At 43.7% G+C, this 18,559-nt stretch carries 19 protein-coding genes; 6 read left to right on the forward strand and 13 right to left on the reverse strand.

From position 1 onward, the window contains the following. Positions 1 to 31 precede the first annotated feature (31 nt). From XEN7305_RS22160 to XEN7305_RS22190, 6 genes are read left to right on the forward strand one after another with little or no spacing between them, the layout of a single operon-like run. Positions 32 to 967 (forward strand): hypothetical protein, encoded by a 936-nt coding sequence (locus XEN7305_RS22160; RefSeq protein WP_040899145.1) that lies wholly within the window; start codon positions 32 to 34, stop codon positions 965 to 967. Beyond that, the gene (locus XEN7305_RS22165; RefSeq protein ID WP_006511768.1) at positions 964 to 1,410 is read left to right on the forward strand and encodes a hypothetical protein; all 447 of its coding nucleotides are present in this window, start codon (positions 964 to 966) and stop codon (positions 1,408 to 1,410) included. The genes XEN7305_RS22160 and XEN7305_RS22165 overlap by 4 nt, the downstream gene beginning before the upstream one ends. Then, the gene (locus XEN7305_RS22170; RefSeq protein WP_006511769.1) at positions 1,397 to 2,041 is read left to right on the forward strand and encodes an esterase; all 645 of its coding nucleotides are present in this window, start codon (positions 1,397 to 1,399) and stop codon (positions 2,039 to 2,041) included. The genes XEN7305_RS22165 and XEN7305_RS22170 overlap by 14 nt, the downstream gene beginning before the upstream one ends. A gap of 32 nt (positions 2,042 to 2,073) precedes the next feature. Further along, positions 2,074 to 2,427 (forward strand): hypothetical protein, encoded by a 354-nt coding sequence (locus tag XEN7305_RS22175; protein WP_006511770.1) that lies wholly within the window; start codon positions 2,074 to 2,076, stop codon positions 2,425 to 2,427. After that, positions 2,399 to 3,709, forward strand: a complete 1,311-nt coding sequence (locus tag XEN7305_RS27025; RefSeq protein WP_006511771.1) for a glycoside hydrolase family protein — start codon at positions 2,399 to 2,401, stop codon at positions 3,707 to 3,709. The genes XEN7305_RS22175 and XEN7305_RS27025 overlap by 29 nt, the downstream gene beginning before the upstream one ends. Positions 3,710 to 3,733: 24 nt before the next feature. Beyond that, positions 3,734 to 4,057 carry a hypothetical protein gene (locus tag XEN7305_RS22190; RefSeq protein ID WP_006511772.1) on the forward strand — a complete coding sequence of 108 codons (324 nt, stop codon included), beginning with the start codon at positions 3,734 to 3,736 and terminating at the stop codon, positions 4,055 to 4,057. 126 nt (positions 4,058 to 4,183) lie between these two features. On the opposite strand, the gene XEN7305_RS22195 is transcribed toward XEN7305_RS22190, so the two are convergent. The 13 genes from XEN7305_RS22195 to XEN7305_RS22255 all read right to left on the reverse strand — a co-directional run bounded on the left by XEN7305_RS22195 (position 4,184) and on the right by XEN7305_RS22255 (position 18,366). Beyond that, entirely contained in the window at positions 4,184 to 4,444 is a 261-nt protein-coding gene (locus tag XEN7305_RS22195; protein ID WP_006511773.1) for a hypothetical protein, read from the reverse strand. Positions 4,445 to 4,451: 7 nt separating this feature from the next. Further along, positions 4,452 to 6,230, reverse strand: a complete 1,779-nt coding sequence (locus tag XEN7305_RS22200) for a cellulase family glycosylhydrolase (RefSeq protein ID WP_006511774.1) — start codon at positions 6,228 to 6,230, stop codon at positions 4,452 to 4,454. Continuing rightward, positions 6,227 to 6,496, reverse strand: coding sequence for a hypothetical protein (locus XEN7305_RS22205; RefSeq protein WP_006511775.1), 270 nt, complete (start codon positions 6,494 to 6,496; stop codon positions 6,227 to 6,229). The genes XEN7305_RS22200 and XEN7305_RS22205 overlap by 4 nt, the downstream gene beginning before the upstream one ends. Further along, entirely contained in the window at positions 6,493 to 6,873 is a 381-nt protein-coding gene (locus XEN7305_RS22210; RefSeq protein ID WP_006511776.1) for a hypothetical protein, read from the reverse strand. The genes XEN7305_RS22205 and XEN7305_RS22210 overlap by 4 nt, the downstream gene beginning before the upstream one ends. Before the next feature lie 25 nt (positions 6,874 to 6,898). Continuing rightward, entirely contained in the window at positions 6,899 to 7,327 is a 429-nt protein-coding gene (locus tag XEN7305_RS22215; protein WP_006511777.1) for a hypothetical protein, read from the reverse strand. Continuing rightward, positions 7,324 to 7,764: a hypothetical protein gene (locus tag XEN7305_RS27030; RefSeq protein WP_006511778.1), complete on the reverse strand. Its 441-nt coding sequence runs from the start codon at positions 7,762 to 7,764 to the stop codon at positions 7,324 to 7,326. Before XEN7305_RS27030 ends, XEN7305_RS22215 begins: the two co-directional genes overlap by 4 nt. 196 nt (positions 7,765 to 7,960) lie before the next feature. Beyond that, positions 7,961 to 8,779 carry a hypothetical protein gene (locus tag XEN7305_RS27035; RefSeq protein ID WP_006511779.1) on the reverse strand — a complete coding sequence of 273 codons (819 nt, stop codon included), beginning with the start codon at positions 8,777 to 8,779 and terminating at the stop codon, positions 7,961 to 7,963. Positions 8,780 to 9,041: 262 nt separating this feature from the next. Continuing rightward, positions 9,042 to 11,306, reverse strand: a complete 2,265-nt coding sequence (locus XEN7305_RS22225; protein WP_006511780.1) for a hypothetical protein — start codon at positions 11,304 to 11,306, stop codon at positions 9,042 to 9,044. 308 nt (positions 11,307 to 11,614) lie between these two features. Continuing rightward, positions 11,615 to 11,980, reverse strand: a complete 366-nt coding sequence (locus tag XEN7305_RS22235; protein ID WP_006511782.1) for a four helix bundle protein — start codon at positions 11,978 to 11,980, stop codon at positions 11,615 to 11,617. Positions 11,981 to 12,063: 83 nt separating this feature from the next. After that, positions 12,064 to 15,099 (reverse strand): hypothetical protein, encoded by a 3,036-nt coding sequence (locus XEN7305_RS22240; RefSeq protein WP_006511783.1) that lies wholly within the window; start codon positions 15,097 to 15,099, stop codon positions 12,064 to 12,066. Between the two features lie 102 nt (positions 15,100 to 15,201). Beyond that, entirely contained in the window at positions 15,202 to 15,882 is a 681-nt protein-coding gene (locus XEN7305_RS27040; RefSeq protein WP_006511784.1) for a hypothetical protein, read from the reverse strand. 258 nt (positions 15,883 to 16,140) lie between these two features. Next, positions 16,141 to 17,901 (reverse strand): hypothetical protein, encoded by a 1,761-nt coding sequence (locus tag XEN7305_RS22250; protein WP_006511785.1) that lies wholly within the window; start codon positions 17,899 to 17,901, stop codon positions 16,141 to 16,143. Between the two features lie 24 nt (positions 17,902 to 17,925). After that, positions 17,926 to 18,366 (reverse strand): hypothetical protein, encoded by a 441-nt coding sequence (locus XEN7305_RS22255; RefSeq protein ID WP_006511786.1) that lies wholly within the window; start codon positions 18,364 to 18,366, stop codon positions 17,926 to 17,928. Between the last annotated feature and the right edge of the window lie 193 nt (positions 18,367 to 18,559).

The following is an 18,559-nucleotide window of genomic DNA, read 5'->3' on the forward strand; positions in this document are numbered from 1 at the left end:
GGATGAATGCCAGCAGAGCTAAATCTACAGCATGGTTTTTCCTCTTTCGATACAATGGGACAAAGATTGTATCGAAACTATGTTAGCTATCTTTCTTGCTTTCTGGGGGCTTACTGCCCTTGCTGACGTGGCCCTAGCCGATGGCCCAATAGTCCTCGAATGCAGCTCAGAGCTCTTGGAACCACAGTTTGATTTTATAGATGATTGCCCAGAAGCCGCGATCGCCAGGCAAATAAACTTAAAATCCCAGCCAGATATAGATCCGTGTAAAAGTTTACTTGGGGTAAGACAAATTTTCCCTGACTGCGATGTCCAAGAAAAAAAACTATTGGATATTCAATTTCAAGGAAAATATTTAGATGCTCTTAAGATTTTTTCTGACCGCGCCTTCTTACAGGAAATACTAGACCAGGCAGACCCTCCTGTAGCAGAACACACCATTGTAGCTATCACAACCCCTTATTCTTGTTCCGATATTTTTGTTTCAAGCGATCTTTCTCTGCAAGTCCCAGTGACTCCTACCTGCGGGATTACTAGGTCAGCCTATGTAAACACCTTTGAGATTACGCTAAAAAACCCTATCCATGAAAGCGCGATCGCTATCCAAAGGTACCTTGAGGGATTACCTATAGTTATCGAAAACGAACTTAAGGTTGACATACTTAACAGAAACAGCCTTTTCTTCTCTCTGACCAGGAATCGCGGAATAAAAGGAGGAATACTTAACGGGGCTTTTTGCGAGACTATTAGTATTTTTTTGAGCATAGACAATGATAGTCGGATTGCAGTATTCGTAGTTGAGGGCGATCATGCTCAACCCAACACGCCAAACCCTTTTACTGAAACATGCCCCAAAGACCCCGCTCGCTATAGCTCGACTAATGCCCGTAAACCAAACGAGGTTTCTGATTTTGCGAATCGACTCAGGAGGGAATTCAATACAGAAAGAGAAGAGGTACTGAATTGAATCCAGTTAGACTGCTTTTGGTTATATGCGTCATACTTTTTGGCAATTACCTTTTTGCTCTTGCCGCTTGCGGACTGGCTTTTGCCAGAGGCTACTACACAGGCGAAGAATTTCTTGATGTTTTTTTGGTGACCACTGCTTTTATTGGGATTATAAGCGGCAATGCCTATCGCTTTTTTTCCGAGAACAAAGAAAAAGATTTTAGCCGAATAACCAAAAGATTTAACTTTATTTTTGTATCTGTTGCTATTTTAATCTGCCTTTTTTCCTCTGCCTGGTTTGACCTAGGGATTTACTTTAGCCTTATCGGCGTCCTGTCAGAAACAGGAACCAAGCTTTATTTTGTTTTTTACGAGCTAATGGGAGGCGCTGCTTTAGGAACTTATTTACTGCCCGACATTTGGCTTTCTCTAAAAAAAATGAAGAAGGATGAGCTTATTTGAAATTGCCCAACAAATAACTGACAAGATGAGGCTTTTAAGAGCCAAGGCCCTTCCTCCTGCTGGATTAAGCCTGATCCGAACCCCCTTAGGTCTTGACGGATTGGCAGGGCATCATCAAGGATCGGCCTATCTTTGTTTTGAAGGCTCAAACGAAATTCTCGATTGGAAAGTCAACCTGGACTTTGAATGCGATCGCGAAGGATTTCACAAGGGATTCCGGCAGAGTTATAAAATAGCTCGCCGCGACATTTGGCTTAAACTCTTTGCCATTGATATCTGGGACGAATCTTTTGCAGCTAAGACCCTAACTCAAGCAAGGAAATATAAAGAGAAAAATAAATCTATTTATATTGGAGGCTACTCCAACGGAGGCGCGATCGCATTACTCGCAGCCTTAGACTTTTCCAAGCAAGGGTTTAAAGTCAATCTTGTAACCTGGGGACAACCTAAAATCATGAGTCGTCCCCCAGAGACTTCGATCCATAGATATATTAGAGTCGCTAATCCCTTTGACCCTGTTGTTCACTTGCCTTTCGGCCTTATTCATCAAGGGCAGTTGGTTCGCAAGTTTTGGTGGGGCTTTCCTCATCAGTTTCCAAAATATATTGGGCTTCCTGAACAAGTCGTCTAGAGTACAATACAAAAAACAAGCTGAGCGTTACTATGCCAAGCAGAAAGCAGATTGAGAATAGCCAAAAATACGGGTTGGTTACAGGGCAAAATCGGCTACCAAAAAGAAGTTTTGACCCTCAGACGATAACCATTGAAACTCCTAGGCAGCTAAAGCTTCAAGACTGCGAAGACTTTCCCTCCCGCGATCGCTATATTGCCTGGATCAAGTCCGATTCTCTCGTTGAGATTACACCAAACGACGAAGGTTACTGGGTAAAGGTTTACTGGAAAGGCGATCGCAACAAACCAGTCTATGAAGAGCTACTAGACAAGAATTACCAAGTACTAACCCAAGCGCACATCCCCCTTGCAGAAAATGTCAAATTTAGACCTCCAGGTAATTAAGAAATGGGAAGGCTGTAAACTCAGCGCCTACCAGGATAGTGTCGGAGTTTGGACCATCGGCTATGGTATGACCTTTTATCCTAATGGAGAAAGGGTGGCCAGAGGCGATCGCCTAAAGAATGAAGCAGAGGCAAGTCAATTGTTGCTGGAACTCGTTGACAACGATTTTCTGCCTATTGTTTCCCAAGTCCCTACCTGGAGCCAACTTAACCTAAGCCAACAATCTGCGATCCTTTCTTTTGCTTATAACCTAGGCGCTCGCTTTTTTCAGTCCCCTGGGTTTTCTTCTATTTCAAGCCTGTTACTTACCCCAGGTGATTGGGGTAACTCAACCGAAGTTCACCGAGTTTTTGGTCTATACGTCAAGGCTGGAGGAAAGACTTTGCAGGGATTGGTTAGTCGCAGAAGAGAAGAAGCTAATTTATTTTTAAAACCAATGAACCAAAGTAAATCCGTTGATACTTTTAATATTGTCGCGATCACAGATACTTGGCTCAAGAAAGATTATGCCTTGCAATCGTCTGAGCTAGACAGTACTCAAAAAGCTTTTTGCCCCGCAGGAAAAACCTATTCTTGCCAGGAAATACTAGATGATCCTTTTGAACCTGGCGTAAGCGCCTCTGGCCATTTAGATGTACAGCTTGGTTATGGCTGCGGTCGCTGGTACATCTACGGCAATCACTGGTCAAAATCGGGTGGGATGATGCACGCTGCCCCGAAATCAGCCGCAGTACAGCGACAAATTGGTAGGCTAGAAAAATACTGCCCTACTCCAAATATTCAAGGGACTAAGCCCAAATACTACAGCCAACGAGACAATTATCGCGATGCCCATAGAACTTGTAATAGCTCTAGTAATTGCGCCTATACCGATTGGCTACTTAGAATTTGCGGGAAACCTGGGATTGCCAATGATGATAGTTACATCAGAGAAGTTTTTAGGCGTGGAGATACCATCTATCACGGAGTCCAAACTAAAGTAATTAAAGAGGTTTACGGCTTTAATACTAAATGGATGGGCGATCGAGATATTGAGTTTGTTAACGATTTGCTGGCGGCTGGGTTTCCTGTTGTCTGTAATATTCTCCATCGTGGGCCATTAAATGCTCCCAGAGGCGGACATATTATCGTGCTTACAGACTACGAAAATCATATCTACACGGCTGACGACCCCTATGGAACTCTTGTTAGCGATTATCGCGACACAAACGGGGCTAACAGCAAAATTCCTGAAAAGGAGTTTATCGGTAGATGGCAAGGTGGTTATAGGATTCTAGCTTGAGTCGTTTAAAAAAAGAGGTCATAAATGTTAAAATCGAAAGAAATTGAGGAACTAGAACTATACAAGGAGGCGTTGTCGAATTACCCAGAAGCCCCAGAAAGGTTTTGCGCTGACCTATTGATGTCTGGGGAGATTGCAGAAGCTGAAACCCTTCAGCGATGTATCGACTCTTTAGTGATCGCAAAATTAACCGACGAGGATGTGGAGGAAGTTGAAGATCTAGTTGGCATGGGGTGCGGCGCTTGGGATACTGTAGATCCAAAAGAAATCATGTATCACGCCTATTCTTATTTGAAGAAAAAAGAGGCGATCGCAATCAAAGATAGATACGAGAGACGTATAGATTGAAAACTTATATAGAATAATTAAAGTATGCTTATTTTGTATTTTTTGGGGTTTGTGGCTTTTCTAGCTGGGCTAGCCGCATTAAAGAAATATCTTGCTTGACGCGGATTGTTTTCGCGATCGCAAGGGTCAAGGACTGTTAGATGTTTTAGTGATCCAGTCTACTAAATCCAGCCATTCCTGTTTGTCGCAATCGTCTCCAACCCAACCATCACGAGCTTTTGTTTTCTCTAGCTCTTTAAAAATCAATTCTCTTGCTTGAAAAGGAATATCCTCAAAATACTTTTTAAAGTAATCGCAAAATTCTCCCGTCGCGTAAGTCCGCCGACTCAGAGAATAGCGAAAACTTTCAACCCATAATTTCTTTTCTAGTCCAGGGTTATTAATCATAATTTTTTTAATCAAAAATTGTTGCCAATTCACTCGTCTCTTGGACTCCCCCAGGGCCAAATATTATATCCTTGCCAAACTGAGTTAACTCGTCAAAGCTATCAGCCTCCCAGCTATTCCCCAGCCGCCACTCAGTATCATCCCAAGCCCAAGGGTAGGTTCCAATACCATGCTCGGCAGCCTCAGCAATAATCACGTCTTCGCGAACGTCTCTACCCTGATGAGTTGGACCAAACTCTCCAATGACCAAGGGAAGCTCTTGTCCTGTGATGGCGTCTATAGCCGTGCGAATTTCTTCAGGGCTTTCTCCTGTCCCACCATAAAAGTGAAGGCTAAATACCACATTCTTTTGTGGATCGTGATTTAAGATTTCTTGGCCATATTCGACGATTTGAGTATAGTCTTTCCCCCAGTTGAAGGGGTCAATCACAATAGTATTGTTAATTCCCGCCTCACGAATGCGTGTGATCGCCTCTTTGTAGACAATGGGAAATTGCTCAGGATTGTCACGAGCATAAAACCAATCTCCAAACTCATTGGCAATATTGATCATCAAAGAGTCTTCGTATTTATTCCAGGTGGCAGCGCGATCCACCCACCAACCAACACCTTCATCAAGCAGTTCTTGATTGTCGTTGCGGCCAGTAAAGTCATGCAGCTCCACCATCGGCACCATCTTGTTCGCGATCGCAGTTTCAATAATCTCCGTCAGTAAATTATCGTCGGTCAACTGACCTCGTCCATCACCAATGATTCCATTTTCTAGGTCAACCTCCCAAACAATCCGCACCGAATTAAATCCAAAGCCTGCAATATTATCGAGGGAGTTTAACGCTGGGGTTTGACCATAACTATCAAACCACACATGGCGATTATTAACCCCACGAGCAATAAATTCATTGCCATTAGCATCATAAATTTTGCCATCTAAAGTAAAAAATCCTCTTGACTTGTTGTAATCGGGTCGAGCAACCTCTCCCGTTGTTGGGGGAACCCCTGGATTTGTAACAGGAGGTTCTATGATTGGAGGTTCAACTATTGGCTCATCTGGTTCTGGATCTGGCTCTATAACGGGGGGCTCAACAATAGGCTCATCAGGCTCAGGTTCTGCAATTGGAAGATCATCAGATTCCGGTACAAGAGCATAAGCTCTAACCATCTTAGGAGTGCGATCCTCTGTACTAAATCGCAGGGAATATCTTTTTTGACCTGTGTTTTCGGTCAGTTGCAAAACATATTCATAGCGATCGCCATTCTCATTAACTTCAAGGATATCTGCGTTGCGGATACTACTGGCCTGTAGCTCAAAATCCGTAACCAGCTTGACCTTGTCCTGCCCCTCTTCGAGGTTTCTCAAGGCAAGACGTATTGTTGCCCCACCGCTTTGCCAATGGCTAATTCCAGCATTAATTTTGAGAGGACTTTCCACTAAGGGGACAAGATGTCCCCTTAGTTCTGATTCCGTTCCAATCTCAAAAGGCTCTAGGCGATTTCCTTCTTGGTAATCCGCGTTAAAAACGAAAAAGACCGACTCTCCGGCCTCTAGGCTTTGATTGTAATTTTGCGGTTTAATCTCGTATAGATGTCGGCCATCACCATCAAGTCTATAGCTTTCAACCTGAGCCCCGATTAGTTCATAAGTCCCATTGCCCCTTTGCTTAATCGGGTAATCTAATGCGATCGCAAGACCCCAATCTTCAAGAGCATCTCCTGAGTTGGTAACCCTAATTTGCCCTGTTAACCCTGATTGCCAGGTAGTAGCATTGAATTCAGACGTTAAGGTCATGGTTTCTTTTGGCTGTTAGCTTTTTCTACTATTGCTTTTGCGATCGCTTCTCGATCTGCTCCGTAGGGGTTGTCTGGGGCGGCTATAACAGCGTCAACGGCTTCGTTGGCTAAATTCACCGCATTCTTTAAGGTTTGCTTCGCCTTCTCAATGTCTCCTAGGTGACCAAGTACTTCGGCTTGAGTCGTTCCAGGAGCAGGAACAAATAATTTAGTCGCCATTAAGGCTACAAGTTTTTTGAAGTAAGCACCTGCTTGAGCAGTCATCTTTGGTTTTCTTCCTGAAAATGGGTCTTGATCGCTTCTCTTCTAGTGTCCTTGTCTGCCGAGGCTAACTTCTTCAAAGCCTCCTCATCCCCGCTCCAAGCTTTTTCCATCTGCCTTACATGCCCGATGTCGGTTGAAAGCTTATGAATAGGGAGATCTTCAAGTGAATGCATATATACATGCCCAAAAAACAAGATTAGCAACCTTTGCCATAGGTTAAATTCCCAGCAAGTCACAAACTCTTTAGTCCCATTCTGGTAATATCCAGTCAATATCGAAATTTCTTCCAGAGAAACTTTTTCTGCTAGCTCTTTGGAGTAACCTTTCTTGGTTTGCCAAGGGTGTCTTTTTATGATTTTTGGTTTAGCAGTGGTCATGTTTAATTCTTACTAATAAATTGCATTATTTCTTTTCGGATTTTTGACTCTTTTTTGGCTTGTCAAGCAACCTGGCAAACTCTTCAGGACCTCTTATGAAGTCAACATAAAATGCCAAATCGGGATCAATCAAAGGATGGCTGGAAATCAACTTAGTGTTAGGCAAGGACCAGGCGTAGGCAAACTTAGAAGCTGTGGCAAAACCTGTGTAGCCATCCACCGAAGCGCAAACATAATAGAAGTCAGAATGAGCCAGGCATTTCAAAACAGCTCTATTCCCATCTAGATCGTCAGAGTAAGACTGAAAAATATCGCAAGTATGGTGAACCTCCAACCCCGCATCCTGAAAAAGCGCGATCGCACTTTGCTTGTATTTGTCATTGCCATTCTGGTTACTACCGCCGACGAGAATTGACCGCTGACAATCCCATTTTTTGTAAGTTGGGCTATTCACTTTCTACGCCTCCCAAAATGCAATCCCCAACTAGGGATCGCCCCTAGAGGAACATAGGCAAGCCCCCAAACCATACAAGTTAAAAGAATACGATCGCTAATATTTCTTTTGATCCAAAAAGTCAGCTTCAAGAAATCGGCTTGGAATCTTGCGATCGCATAAAAAACCACATCGGTACGAACAACCTTTGACTCAAAATGCGGTGAGCAATCGTCTATGACGATCAAAGGCCAAGGGACAAGGGGAACTTCTTTTCCCGTCAAGTACGCAAAAGAACTAGGATCTCCTACCCATCGATATTCACCTACAAACATAGGGCCAGATAGAGGATCTAAATCTAAAATCCTTAAAACTTCTGCGTGTCCTTCGCGAATTGCCCTTTCTTCTAATTTAGGCAATACATGTTCTAGCTCTTTTCGATCACAACAATAAGACATGCGTTCGCATTACTCCCCTAAATACATTTGTCTGTTGCCATTCTGGTTACTACCACCGACCAGAACTGATCGATGGTGATCCCATGCTTTATAAGTTGGTCTATCCACTTTTTTCTCCTTTTTCTGGGAATTGGAGGTTGTCACAAAGTGTGACAACCTCTGGATATCTTGCTGCTAAATCATCCATGCGATCGTATTACTCTCCTAGATACATTTGTCTGTTGCCATTCTGGAAATATTTGTCCAGCATTGGCAGATACTCTCTCTTGAATTCTTTATTGGTGCGAATCGCCATTGTCGAGTCCCAAAAGTCTTCTTTTTTGTCTGCTCCAACTTCAGCAAGGAATCTATTAAGAGCTCGATAGTCAGAATGCCCTTTACTGGTGTAGTAGCCATACCTTTTGCATAGCTCTGACTTGTTAACAGTGGAGCCATCGTTTACAAGCTCTTCCTCTACTACTATGCGATCGCGATACTCAATCTCTTTAACCTCGGTTACTCCCAATATGCGATCGCAAACTGGTTTGGGGAGGCTTGTGACAATATATTCTCGGTGAGCAGTAAGAGCCTTTAAGGATTCGTTCGCCTGAACCTGTAACCTTAAGTTTTCGTTGTGAAGCTCTAGTTCTCTTATGCGATCGCTTTGGTGAGGAATAATGTTCTCGGCTCTAACAGTTTGGCTCGCAAAATATCCTTGAGCAAGAGCAATTTCTGATTTTCTGACATCTCCATTCTGGGCAATTAGATAACAGGCTACGCGCGTTAATCTATAGTTTTCGCGCAAAGTCTTAACGCTTCCCTCCTCTGGGAAGTGTTCGAAATTAGAATCGACATCCAGGTCTTGAGCAGTCGCAGAGATAATCCCTTTCTTTATAACAGAAGAAAACCGCTCCCATTTTCTGTACCCTAGCAAAGGCATTAGATCTCGCCCATCCCAAAACTCGCTGCCGTATTGGTCGTATCTTTTGATGGAATCGAAAGGTGATTGCTCGGAGTTTTTGATAAGATCTTGCATGTCTGCATACCTGTAATATGTGGACTGCGCTGATATTGCCTCGCTTGCTTCGAGGCTTTGCGCCTTCCAATATTTTAGTACATATCTCTGAACATACTGTTTAGAGTAAGAAATAGAAAGTAGAAAGTAGGAAGTTTCGGAGTTTCCTAGAAACGAAAACCCTTGCCCAGTAAAGCTTTTGGAACTTTTGAAGCTAAAATTTCTGAAAACGAATTTTATCTTCTTTTACTTTCTACTTCCTACTCCCTACTTCCCACTTCCCCTAAGGCGCAGAAAGCAAGCTTCCACTAGGGCCCGTTAACAAGGACCCACTGGGGCCAACCAAATTAACACTGCCCACGATCGCGGGAACCACATCGGGATCTAGGGTTATTGCGATCGCAGATTCGAGAGTATTTTCTGTTGCCTGTAATCCTTCTCCAATGGTCAAAGTTGAATAACCAGGGAATAGGGATCCTGTGCGATCGCGTACCCGCAACAAAGTCCTCAAAGGACGCAGTCCACCCTGTCCTTCGCTAAAGCGTAAAATATCTCGGCCATTGTCAGCGCTAACAAGGGATAGGTCAACAATGAAAGGAGCATTACTAAGATCGCTAATTTGCCAGACACTGTTAGGAACGCGAGACTCAAAAGGCAACTCCCTTGCTTGAGCTCTGGTAATCACCTCATCACGCCATAGCTGACTAACACTCAAAATCTCTTCAAAGGTCGTATTGAGTCGCTTAACTGTTACTCCATCAATATCATGGCGCAATCGAGTAATTATATTGTTAGGAGCAGAATACTCATAGCGAATCGCTACTTGGTAGGTGTTCGCCGCGAGAGACCCTCCCACCGAAGCCACGGCACTAGGCTTACTGGGCTTGAACAAGCTGTAATCAACTCCGAACAAAAGCTCAGCATTCTGAGGTGGGGTATTGGTAACGTCAATAAAATCGGAAAGCTCGGTAATCGTAATATCTTGAGTCTCGGCTGAAGCGCTAATTTCTAAGGTTTGCTGCTCCCATAAAGTCGTTCCCTGCAAAAGGTAGATTCGAAAAGGAAGGTTTTGCCAGTCAGCAAAAATATTCCCTGCGATCGTCTTATCAGGATAATCTTCCCTGATAGTGGCCTCTAAACTAGAGTTGACCGGATGCTGGACGGTAACCGTGATACCTCCAGGGCTAGTGGTGGTTAAAACATCGCTAAATTCTCCAGGATTAGTAAAACCGTCTTGAGTCGAAAAAACAGCTAAGACCCGCTCATCGCTTGTGAGTTCCGCTGGAGCTTCAGAAGTGCGAATCGTGCCTCCGGTTGAGCCTTTGATGATCACAGATTGCCCCGAAGTATTAGCGGGGGCAGAATTAAATATTCCTGATAGTTCCGTGTTATTTAAGCACAAAAAGCCATCGATCAATGCCGTTCCCGTTAGCCATTTGTTCGGCAACACAATCATCTTTTCTTTGTCGCCAAACACGATATTTTTGCCCACCAAAGCTGACAAGGCTGGCTGGGGAATACCTACTTTTCCGAGATGGTCAAAATCAATACTCAGGACATCCCCAGCTTCATATCCCGCTTGAGCGAGCACTGATGTGTCGGCCTCTAGCCAAATATCGTAAACAGCGGCATAACCAGGAGATAATGGGTTAGGCAAGGTTAAAAAGTTTGAGCTAAAATTCCAAGCCTGGGTTACCCCAACCCCATCGAGCCCCGTATCAAGCCCCGCTGACAACAAGCGATAATACCCCACTAGCTCAAATTTAATTAAGCCAGAAAACACCGCACCCCAGAATCTCCCATCATCAGAAACCGTGGCACCATTAATTGAAATCTCAAGATTGATGTTGTCAGCAATATCAGGCCCTGCCCCCTCCGGGGCCTCATTCAACAGCCAATACCTAACGGGCGTTGTCGAGACCCGCACAACTTCGACATCAAACATTAAAGGAGGAATCAGCAGCTCATCCGATCGCAGAAACTGGTCACTGCCTCCTTCGTTTCGAGTATTTCCCAGCTCCGTAAAATAACTAGGGGGAGTATAGTCTTCCCAGCTATTCGCCGTTTCATTCCAAACATAAATTTTGCCGCTTTCATCCGTGACCTCCCGAACCATGCCCGCGATCGCATTTAGAGGCAAATCAGCAACGGTCGCGACAACTAAATTATCCGTTTCCAGATGAAAGTCTTCAGTAAGTTCTATAGTCGCAGGGAGAGCATTGATTGTAACTTGATCCGCTAGATCCTTAAGATCATAAGTTGCCAACTGTACCGCATCTGAGGAACTCCCCGTCTTCTCTCCTGAGATGATTACCTGCCAGCCATCCTCGCCAGGCTGAGCAACTGAAGTGGCAATCTCGACCGCTATCTTTTCCCCCGCAGCGTAAGCAACTGTTTTTGAAGGAGAAAGCAGGTTGCGGCCAACTCGATTTCTCAGTTGGATATAAAGATTGATCGAGCCAGCGCTTAGATTGCCGCCAGTCTCGGCAAGTGCTGACCAGTCAAGATTTGTGAGTTGAGCTTTAAAGGAGCCAAGTTGCGATCGCATTTTTTAAAGTAGGAAGTAGAAAGTAGGAAGTAGAAAGTAGGAAGCCCCAGAACGATCGCTAGAATGGCAAAAGAAAGGAAAATCGCTTTGATCAAAAAGACCTCCTAGAATTTGCCACATTGAAATCACGAAACGGCAAATTATTCATTTCCCCACGATGCTTGATCGTCACCCCAAAATACCCGTCACTAGTCTCTTTCTTAGAGATAACAGGTCGCGACGCTTCGATCTTCGCCTGGAGCTCTCTCTTGATTTCATCTAAAGTCGCCATAGGTAAAAGTAGAAAGTAGAAAGTAGAAAGTAGAAAGTTAATCATCTTTTAGTTTTTTGGTTGTGGCAATTAATATACCAAGAATTTCGTCCAATTCTTTTTCAAGCAAAGAGAACTTTCCAGGAGAAAAATCGCCAGCTTCTATTATCAATTTAATCCAAAATTTTGTTTCATTGGCCTCCTTAAGCGCGATTAAATATTTAGACAAAAAATCTTTTCTAGATTGAGCATACTTAGCCTCTGCACAGTTAGCGCCAACGCTTGTCCCACTTCGCAAAAATTGCTTGGCTAAAATAACAACAGCGTCATTAAAATTATTTTGCTTTTGGATTTCCGAGTAAGCTTTAACAACTCTAATTGCAAATTTTTCAGTTCTTTCTTGAATAGAAATATTGTCATTCATAAAACTTCCTACTTCCTACTTCCTACTTTCTACTTCCTACTTCCTACTTTCTACTTTCTACTTACTACTCCCTACTTCCTACTTTAAAGCACCTCTGTTGAATCTATTTTTTGCATATATAAAACTGTTCCTGTCACGGCCTTTGTCTCATCAGCGCTGTTAAATTCCAATATCCCAGCAACAGCGTCAGAAACCAAAACTTCGTTGGCCGCTGGGGAACCAGTAAAAATTATTGTGGCATTGTCACTGTATCCTGCGATCGCAATTTTAATATCTGAAGAATCAGCACCGTCTAGAGTCAACCACAGAGGATCGCTACTCGCAGGAGCTAAAGTTATCTGATAAGGCGCTCCAGGGATGGTTTCGGACAGAGAGTACAAAACTACTGGTCTTTGATAGTAATTCCATTTAACCGTTGCACTGGGGTAGGTGCCATCCGAGATAAAACCTTTTTCACAGCGAGTGAACTCATAATGCTGATCGATAATTAAATCGTTTGTCGAGCCTAGGTCTAGATCTTGCCAGCCAATTTCTAACCCTTGCGGCGCAGCTTCTGAGGCAGTATGCAAAGGCTTCCCGCCAAGAACTAGACTTTCTTCCCATTGACTAGAGCCCGAATTCCAGCCGTAGCGAGTTGACCAACCAGGATAGGTAAACATTCCGGTTTTGTCCGGAGCTCCCCAAGCTGCGATCGCGATCGGATGGAAATGGGTACTTACAAATTGATTTCCTCCCGCTAGCTCTCTTGTCCCACTACTGGCAGAAGAATCGTTAAAACAAAGAATCCCGCCTTTCTGCCCCTTGATTACGTTTCCGCCAAGAGCGTAATTAGCGCTTCCTTTTTGTTGCGCGCTAGAACTAAATATTGAACTTAAAGTATATTTGTTAATCGCTTCCCCCTTGTAAGCAGTATAGCCATTGATTGTCGGGGTTCCCGTGCTGACCGAAAAATCAAAGCACCCTCCCGCAAACCTTAAATGGCTACTCTCATTATAAGCAGCATTTTGAGAATAAACCCCGTGGTAGCCGCCAAGGCAAACGCTTAATGTCCCGCCACTAATGTCTCCATCTAAAATTGCGTAGGAAGGGAATCCTGCTTGATTAAAAGTAAAGTTTCCTGATGAGGTGTAAGTTGAAACCCGAATTTCTTGGTTGAACTGGGCAGCCCCAACAACTATCCTGGTAGGCAAGGCGACATTAGAGGTAAATACCAGCTCCCCATCTGCATCAACAACTTCTGTTCCCAAAGCCTCTAGCTGTCGAACCAATTCCCTGGGATATCCTCTAGTAGAACTAAGTTGGGTTAAATTTTGATTGGTTACATATTTTGGAAATACCCAAATTCCACTGTCTACGGTAAAGCTACTGTTAAAAGGAAACAGAGTAAATCTTGAAAAATACATTGAAGTTGAAACCCTAACTTCAAGATCTAAAGTTGACGCGAAATTACTGGCATTGTTCCACCAATGGATATAGGCAAAAGCCTCGTTGTTATGCCCTCCAAAATCCCCAGCCACCGAATCAGGAGCCACAAAGCCCAGTTCTAAAATTGCTAAATTGTAATCCGTCGAATCGCGATCGCATCTAATGAATAAAACATTTTCCGGAGTGATTGTCGCTCCTGTTAAATCATGAGCATCAGCCCAAGTCGCATTAAGCGAAGAGGCCAGGCGACCCACTCCTGTATTGATTAAATAAGCAAAAACCTCGCCGCCATTGCCTACATCGACTGCCATCGCGCGATCGCTGCTTAACTGGGTTATTGCCCCACCTACTACAATCTCAAATAACCCCTCTTCTGTGGCTACATAAATTTTGTCGTTACTTGGATCTGTGGCGATATCGTTAATCCGTGTTACCGAGTTAGAAGAGGCCAAATCATAGCTATTATCAATGACAAACTCTGGAAAGATCTGCCAAATTGCCACCACATTATCATTGCCAGAAACCCAAAACCTATCACTTGTCCAGCGATAAATCCATTTATTATGATAGGGGATATCGTTATCATCATCGACGAAATAAGGGTATTTTTGGGTCGCGACAATAAACTTAGGTTCTTGATTCCAGGTGATTGAATCATCCCCACCAAGGTAGGTCGTATGATAAATCGAATATGCGCCCGACCCCAAGCCTCCAGAGCTTTCAACTCGCAGGGAGTATAGCGAAGGGAGTATAGTGTCTTCGTTAGTAACATCCGTAATTACAGGTTGCCAATCACTATTGGCTTTGTTTCCTGGATCATCAAAAACGGCATCAGTAGTTTCGTTATGAGAAAAGACGCTCCCTATGGTTCCTGCTGTCGGGAAAATTTCGACAAAGCCACCAAGCCCCTTAAATTGATCTAAGTTGCTTCCTGTTCTTTCTAGTTGACCATGCAGTAAGCCATTAACATAGCTATCGGCAGGAAAAGTTACAGTAGCTTGATACTCAAGCTTTAAAATATCGGTTCTTATGTTTGAAGTCGCCAAAAACTCCGAGCCTTGAATCGCTCGCGATCGCAAGGCGTAATCTGGATTCGAGCCACTATAGACAACAGTAGAAAGCAAATTAGCATCATAATCAAGTGGAAGGAGTTCGTCCAACAAAAGATATTGCAGCGCATCCTGGAAGGTTGAAGGCAAGTTTACCGGAGCGCTATCCCAGTCAAGGAAAACCTTGTAAGTAACATCAATTTGCTCCACGCCTGACTGATCTACTGGCGTACCAAAACTTACGTAAGCCCAGGTATCAGCGGTAATACTAGCTGTATCGTTATTGGTTGTCCCCGTAACGATCGCGATCGTACTGAAACTTCGAGGGGAACTGGGAGGCAAGAATCTGTTTTGATAGGTGACATTCCTCGGGTCGACCCCAATTTCTTCTGTAAAAACTCGTCCCGATACATCGACAGTTGAGCCGATCACAATAATATTGTCAACGGAAATTCTTTCATAACTAGCAGATAGAACATCCGTACTAATAGCAATTCTTAAGTCATCAGTAAAAACCGCCAAGTTATCAAGAAAAAGCCTTTCAGCAGTCCGCTTAGTAATTTTATTCTCGACGGTAAAACTTTCTATTGTGCGATCGCGATCGCCTGGGACGTATTTCTCAACCTTGACAATACCTTTGAACATGAGAGCTATTTCTTAGAAGCATACTTTAGCTATTTTAGTACAGATAGCTGAACGAAATGTTTCTTGTGTTGGTTAAGGGGACAAAGTGTCCCCTTAATTGCTTCAGCGGAAAAGAGTTTGCTGGCCGTTGTGCGTCAAAAGCTCTTCGCCTTGGGGTAAGCTTAGTTGGCTTTTGGACTTTTTGCTTCCATCTTTTGAAATCACTACGTAGCCCAAGATTTTTTGCTGTGTTGCTTCTGAGAAGTTAGCAATGACTTTTTTTCGATGCTCTTCCAGTTGCAGTTGGGTCTTGTTCAACTCGATTTGCAACCTCAAGCCTTCGTTGACCAGTTCCAATTCCCGAAGTTTACTTTCGCCCGCTGGTTGATTCAGAACAGTGGGAACAGGGGCTTCGATCCTTGTCTTGTCTTGATTCTCTAATTGGACGGGGAATGATTTTTGCCCATCGGAAAAATAGGCGATCGCCTCCACTACACCTTCTTTGTCTTTATCTGCGCATTCAGCGATAAGACAACAAGCCAGCTTCGTAAGCTTGTAGTCGTCTCTCTCTCTTCTCCTATTTGCAGGATTCTCAAAAGGCATAAAATTACTGCCAATATCTATTTTTTTTGCTTTAGCTAAAGCCTTGGCTTTGTCCAAAGGATAAGAGAAATTTTGCCAAGACACATATCCTAGACCCACCCTTAATTCTCTAGCTGTCCAGATTTCTCTCCCTTCCTTATCGAAACGTTTTAAAGTTTCAAAAATTGACCGCTGATCATTTGCCATCTTTGTTAAACTCATAATCGTCTGCTTAATTGGTCTAAGTGGACTGCGCTGTTAATACGCCTCGTCAGTTCCGAGGCTTTGCGCCTTTTGATCATTTTAGTACAGATTGTTGAACAGATTGTTCAAAGTAGAAAGTAGGAAGTTTTGGATTTTCACAAAACGAAAACCTTTATAAGACAAGGCTTCTGAACTTTTTGAAGACAAAAAATCACAGAACGAAGTTTTCCTTGGTGCAACTTTCTACTTCCTACTCCCTACTTTCTACTTTCTACTTTAACCGCTTCGCATTAAATTCCAACCATTGCCGCCAACGCTCCGAAAAACCGCGCCCGTTTCCGTTGTTGCCGTTTCTCCAGCACCCAAGGAATTGCCGCCGTCAGCGACAAGATCAACTATTCCGTGGTAACTCAGCTTAGGGGCATTGCGATCGCCTTCGGCCAGGGTTCCATAGGCGACTTTGCTGGTCAGGCCCGACAGGATAGCAAAAAAGTCTAACTGAGCTTTGAGCGTCGCTCCATTGATTTGCCCGTTTTGGGCTTTATAAGCGCTATTAGTTGCTGTGGCGTTATCGTAAAAAAGCACGGGAGTGGCCGCAGTTGTCAGGCGATCGCTGTTGTGAACAGGATAAGAGTTAAGAGAGTTTGAGGCCACGGTAAAACTATCGGCAATTGAGACCCAAGCTCCATCCACAACGATATAGGTTTGCTGTACTCCATCTTTAATTAAGCCCAGCCCCCAAACGGGATCTTGATCTGCCCCCTGGCCATCTTGCAATAAAAATCCCAACCAAAGGCCGCCGTCATCATTAAAAGAGATAGCGGCGGCCTGGGCATTGGCGGACTCATGAAGTTGATTGGTTATCGAGTCAGAAATAGTAAATGCGATCGCAGGTGAAAGTTTAGTGTCATCTCCCAAGAGATCGCCCTGAATCGACAATTGCGTGGAACTCGTTTCTGTAAACTTAAAATAACATTTTTCGCTACTAGAATGAGTCGCGCTCATTAAAATATATTCAGTGGTTTCAACCTCAAGAGTCCAGCCTGCGTTTTCCAAAGTATTTCTAATCTCTGCGATCGCATTGGCCGTGACGGCAAAATTAATACTATCCCGAAAAATGGTTGGGACTTCTGCTGCAACACCAGGAGAGCCTTCTGCGACTTTAACCGCCCCCAAGCCATCTCCCCCGAAAACTAAATAGCGATCGCCCCTTGAATCTAGTTCGATTTTCCCCTGGGGAACTTTGGCAAAGCCTTTTCCTATATGCTTTAAATATCCTCGATTATAAAGAGGCTGCGGATTATTTCCACTGCTTAAATACCCTGTAACTGAGCCGCGCCCTTCGAGGTAAAACATTCTGGTGATGACTGGGCGATCATTTCTTTTATTAACCTGTCCCAAATGAGCAGAATACCCCGCGTTCCTGCGATCGCTACTGAGAAAGCTTGAATAGGGATTTGCGACTGTTGCTAAATCAAAAACTCCCTGATACCCGCCGTTAAGGGTGGGGCTGGCAAAATTATCAGCGTTAAGAAAATCATCCCCAATTCGCTTAAAAATAGTGCCATCATGTTTGGCGCGAGCGACAATGGCTTTTTTAATTTCATTTCCCGCGATCGCAATTAGCCAGGCATCAGCATCGCTAGTATCGAAGCGATCTAGAAATCCACAGTAAAAAGCGCCCTTGTAAATAAATTTACTGCGGATAGGGATAACTACCGAATCATTGTCAAAGGTAAGCCAGAGCTTGTTATTTTCCCCAGGATTAAAGCTTATTTGCAAAGGGTCAGACAGAACCGAATCATCTCCATAGTAATCGCCCCGCACCTCGAGAAAAGAGCCGTTGACAGAGAATTTAACATGCGCTCTGTGGTCGTTGTCCGTTGCCCCGCGCATTAACAAGCTTTCCGTCGTAGAGACATTATCGGCAACGACAACCCAATCGGTTAAATTGTCACGAATTAAGACAAGAGCTTCTGCTCCAGTTGTGAAAACTGAACCGTCAAAAAAAGGGGTTTCCGAATTAAGATAAGGCATGATCAAGACAAAAACTGAAAGTAGTTAAATTATAGTCTCTTTGAGTTTTTTCTTGGCGGACGCTTTTCTTAACTCTTCAAGATAGATATGGTAATTATTTCTTGTGTATGGCGTAAAATACCTGTTAGATTCGTCTACATGAGCAAGCTCATCTTGTAGATCGGCAATCTTGACCGCGATCGCATCCTGATTGCCTTCTCGGCAAATTGCCAGAACATTTTCTTTCAAATTAGAGTGATTCAACCTTGAAACCACAAGCAACGAATCAGCGATCGCTAAAGGAAAAGTATCCGCGACATAGGAATAGGTTCGGTACTCCTTTTCGAGTAAATGATGGAGAATGGCAATGATTTTTTGCTCTGTCGACTCAACTTGCTCCATCACACGAGAACAATGCTCAAATTCCCCCTCTCCTTTATAATCTCTCCTTGCGATCGCGATCGCCTGTTCTAAAATCTTTTCCACTGAAACATAAAAATCATATTTAGTCCAATTCTAGGCCAGAAATATATTCAAAAGCTAGGCTCTTTGTCTAGATGGACTTTGAGGTCATGAATCTCAGACTGTAAATCCGCTGGCTACGCCTACGTTGGTTCAAATCCAACTCGGCCCATATAATAAATAAAATCAAGTCTCTCTCTAGGTTACAAGCCCCGAG

This window comes from Xenococcus sp. PCC 7305 (assembly GCF_000332055.1).
GTDB lineage: Bacteria > Cyanobacteriota > Cyanobacteriia > Cyanobacteriales > Xenococcaceae > Xenococcus.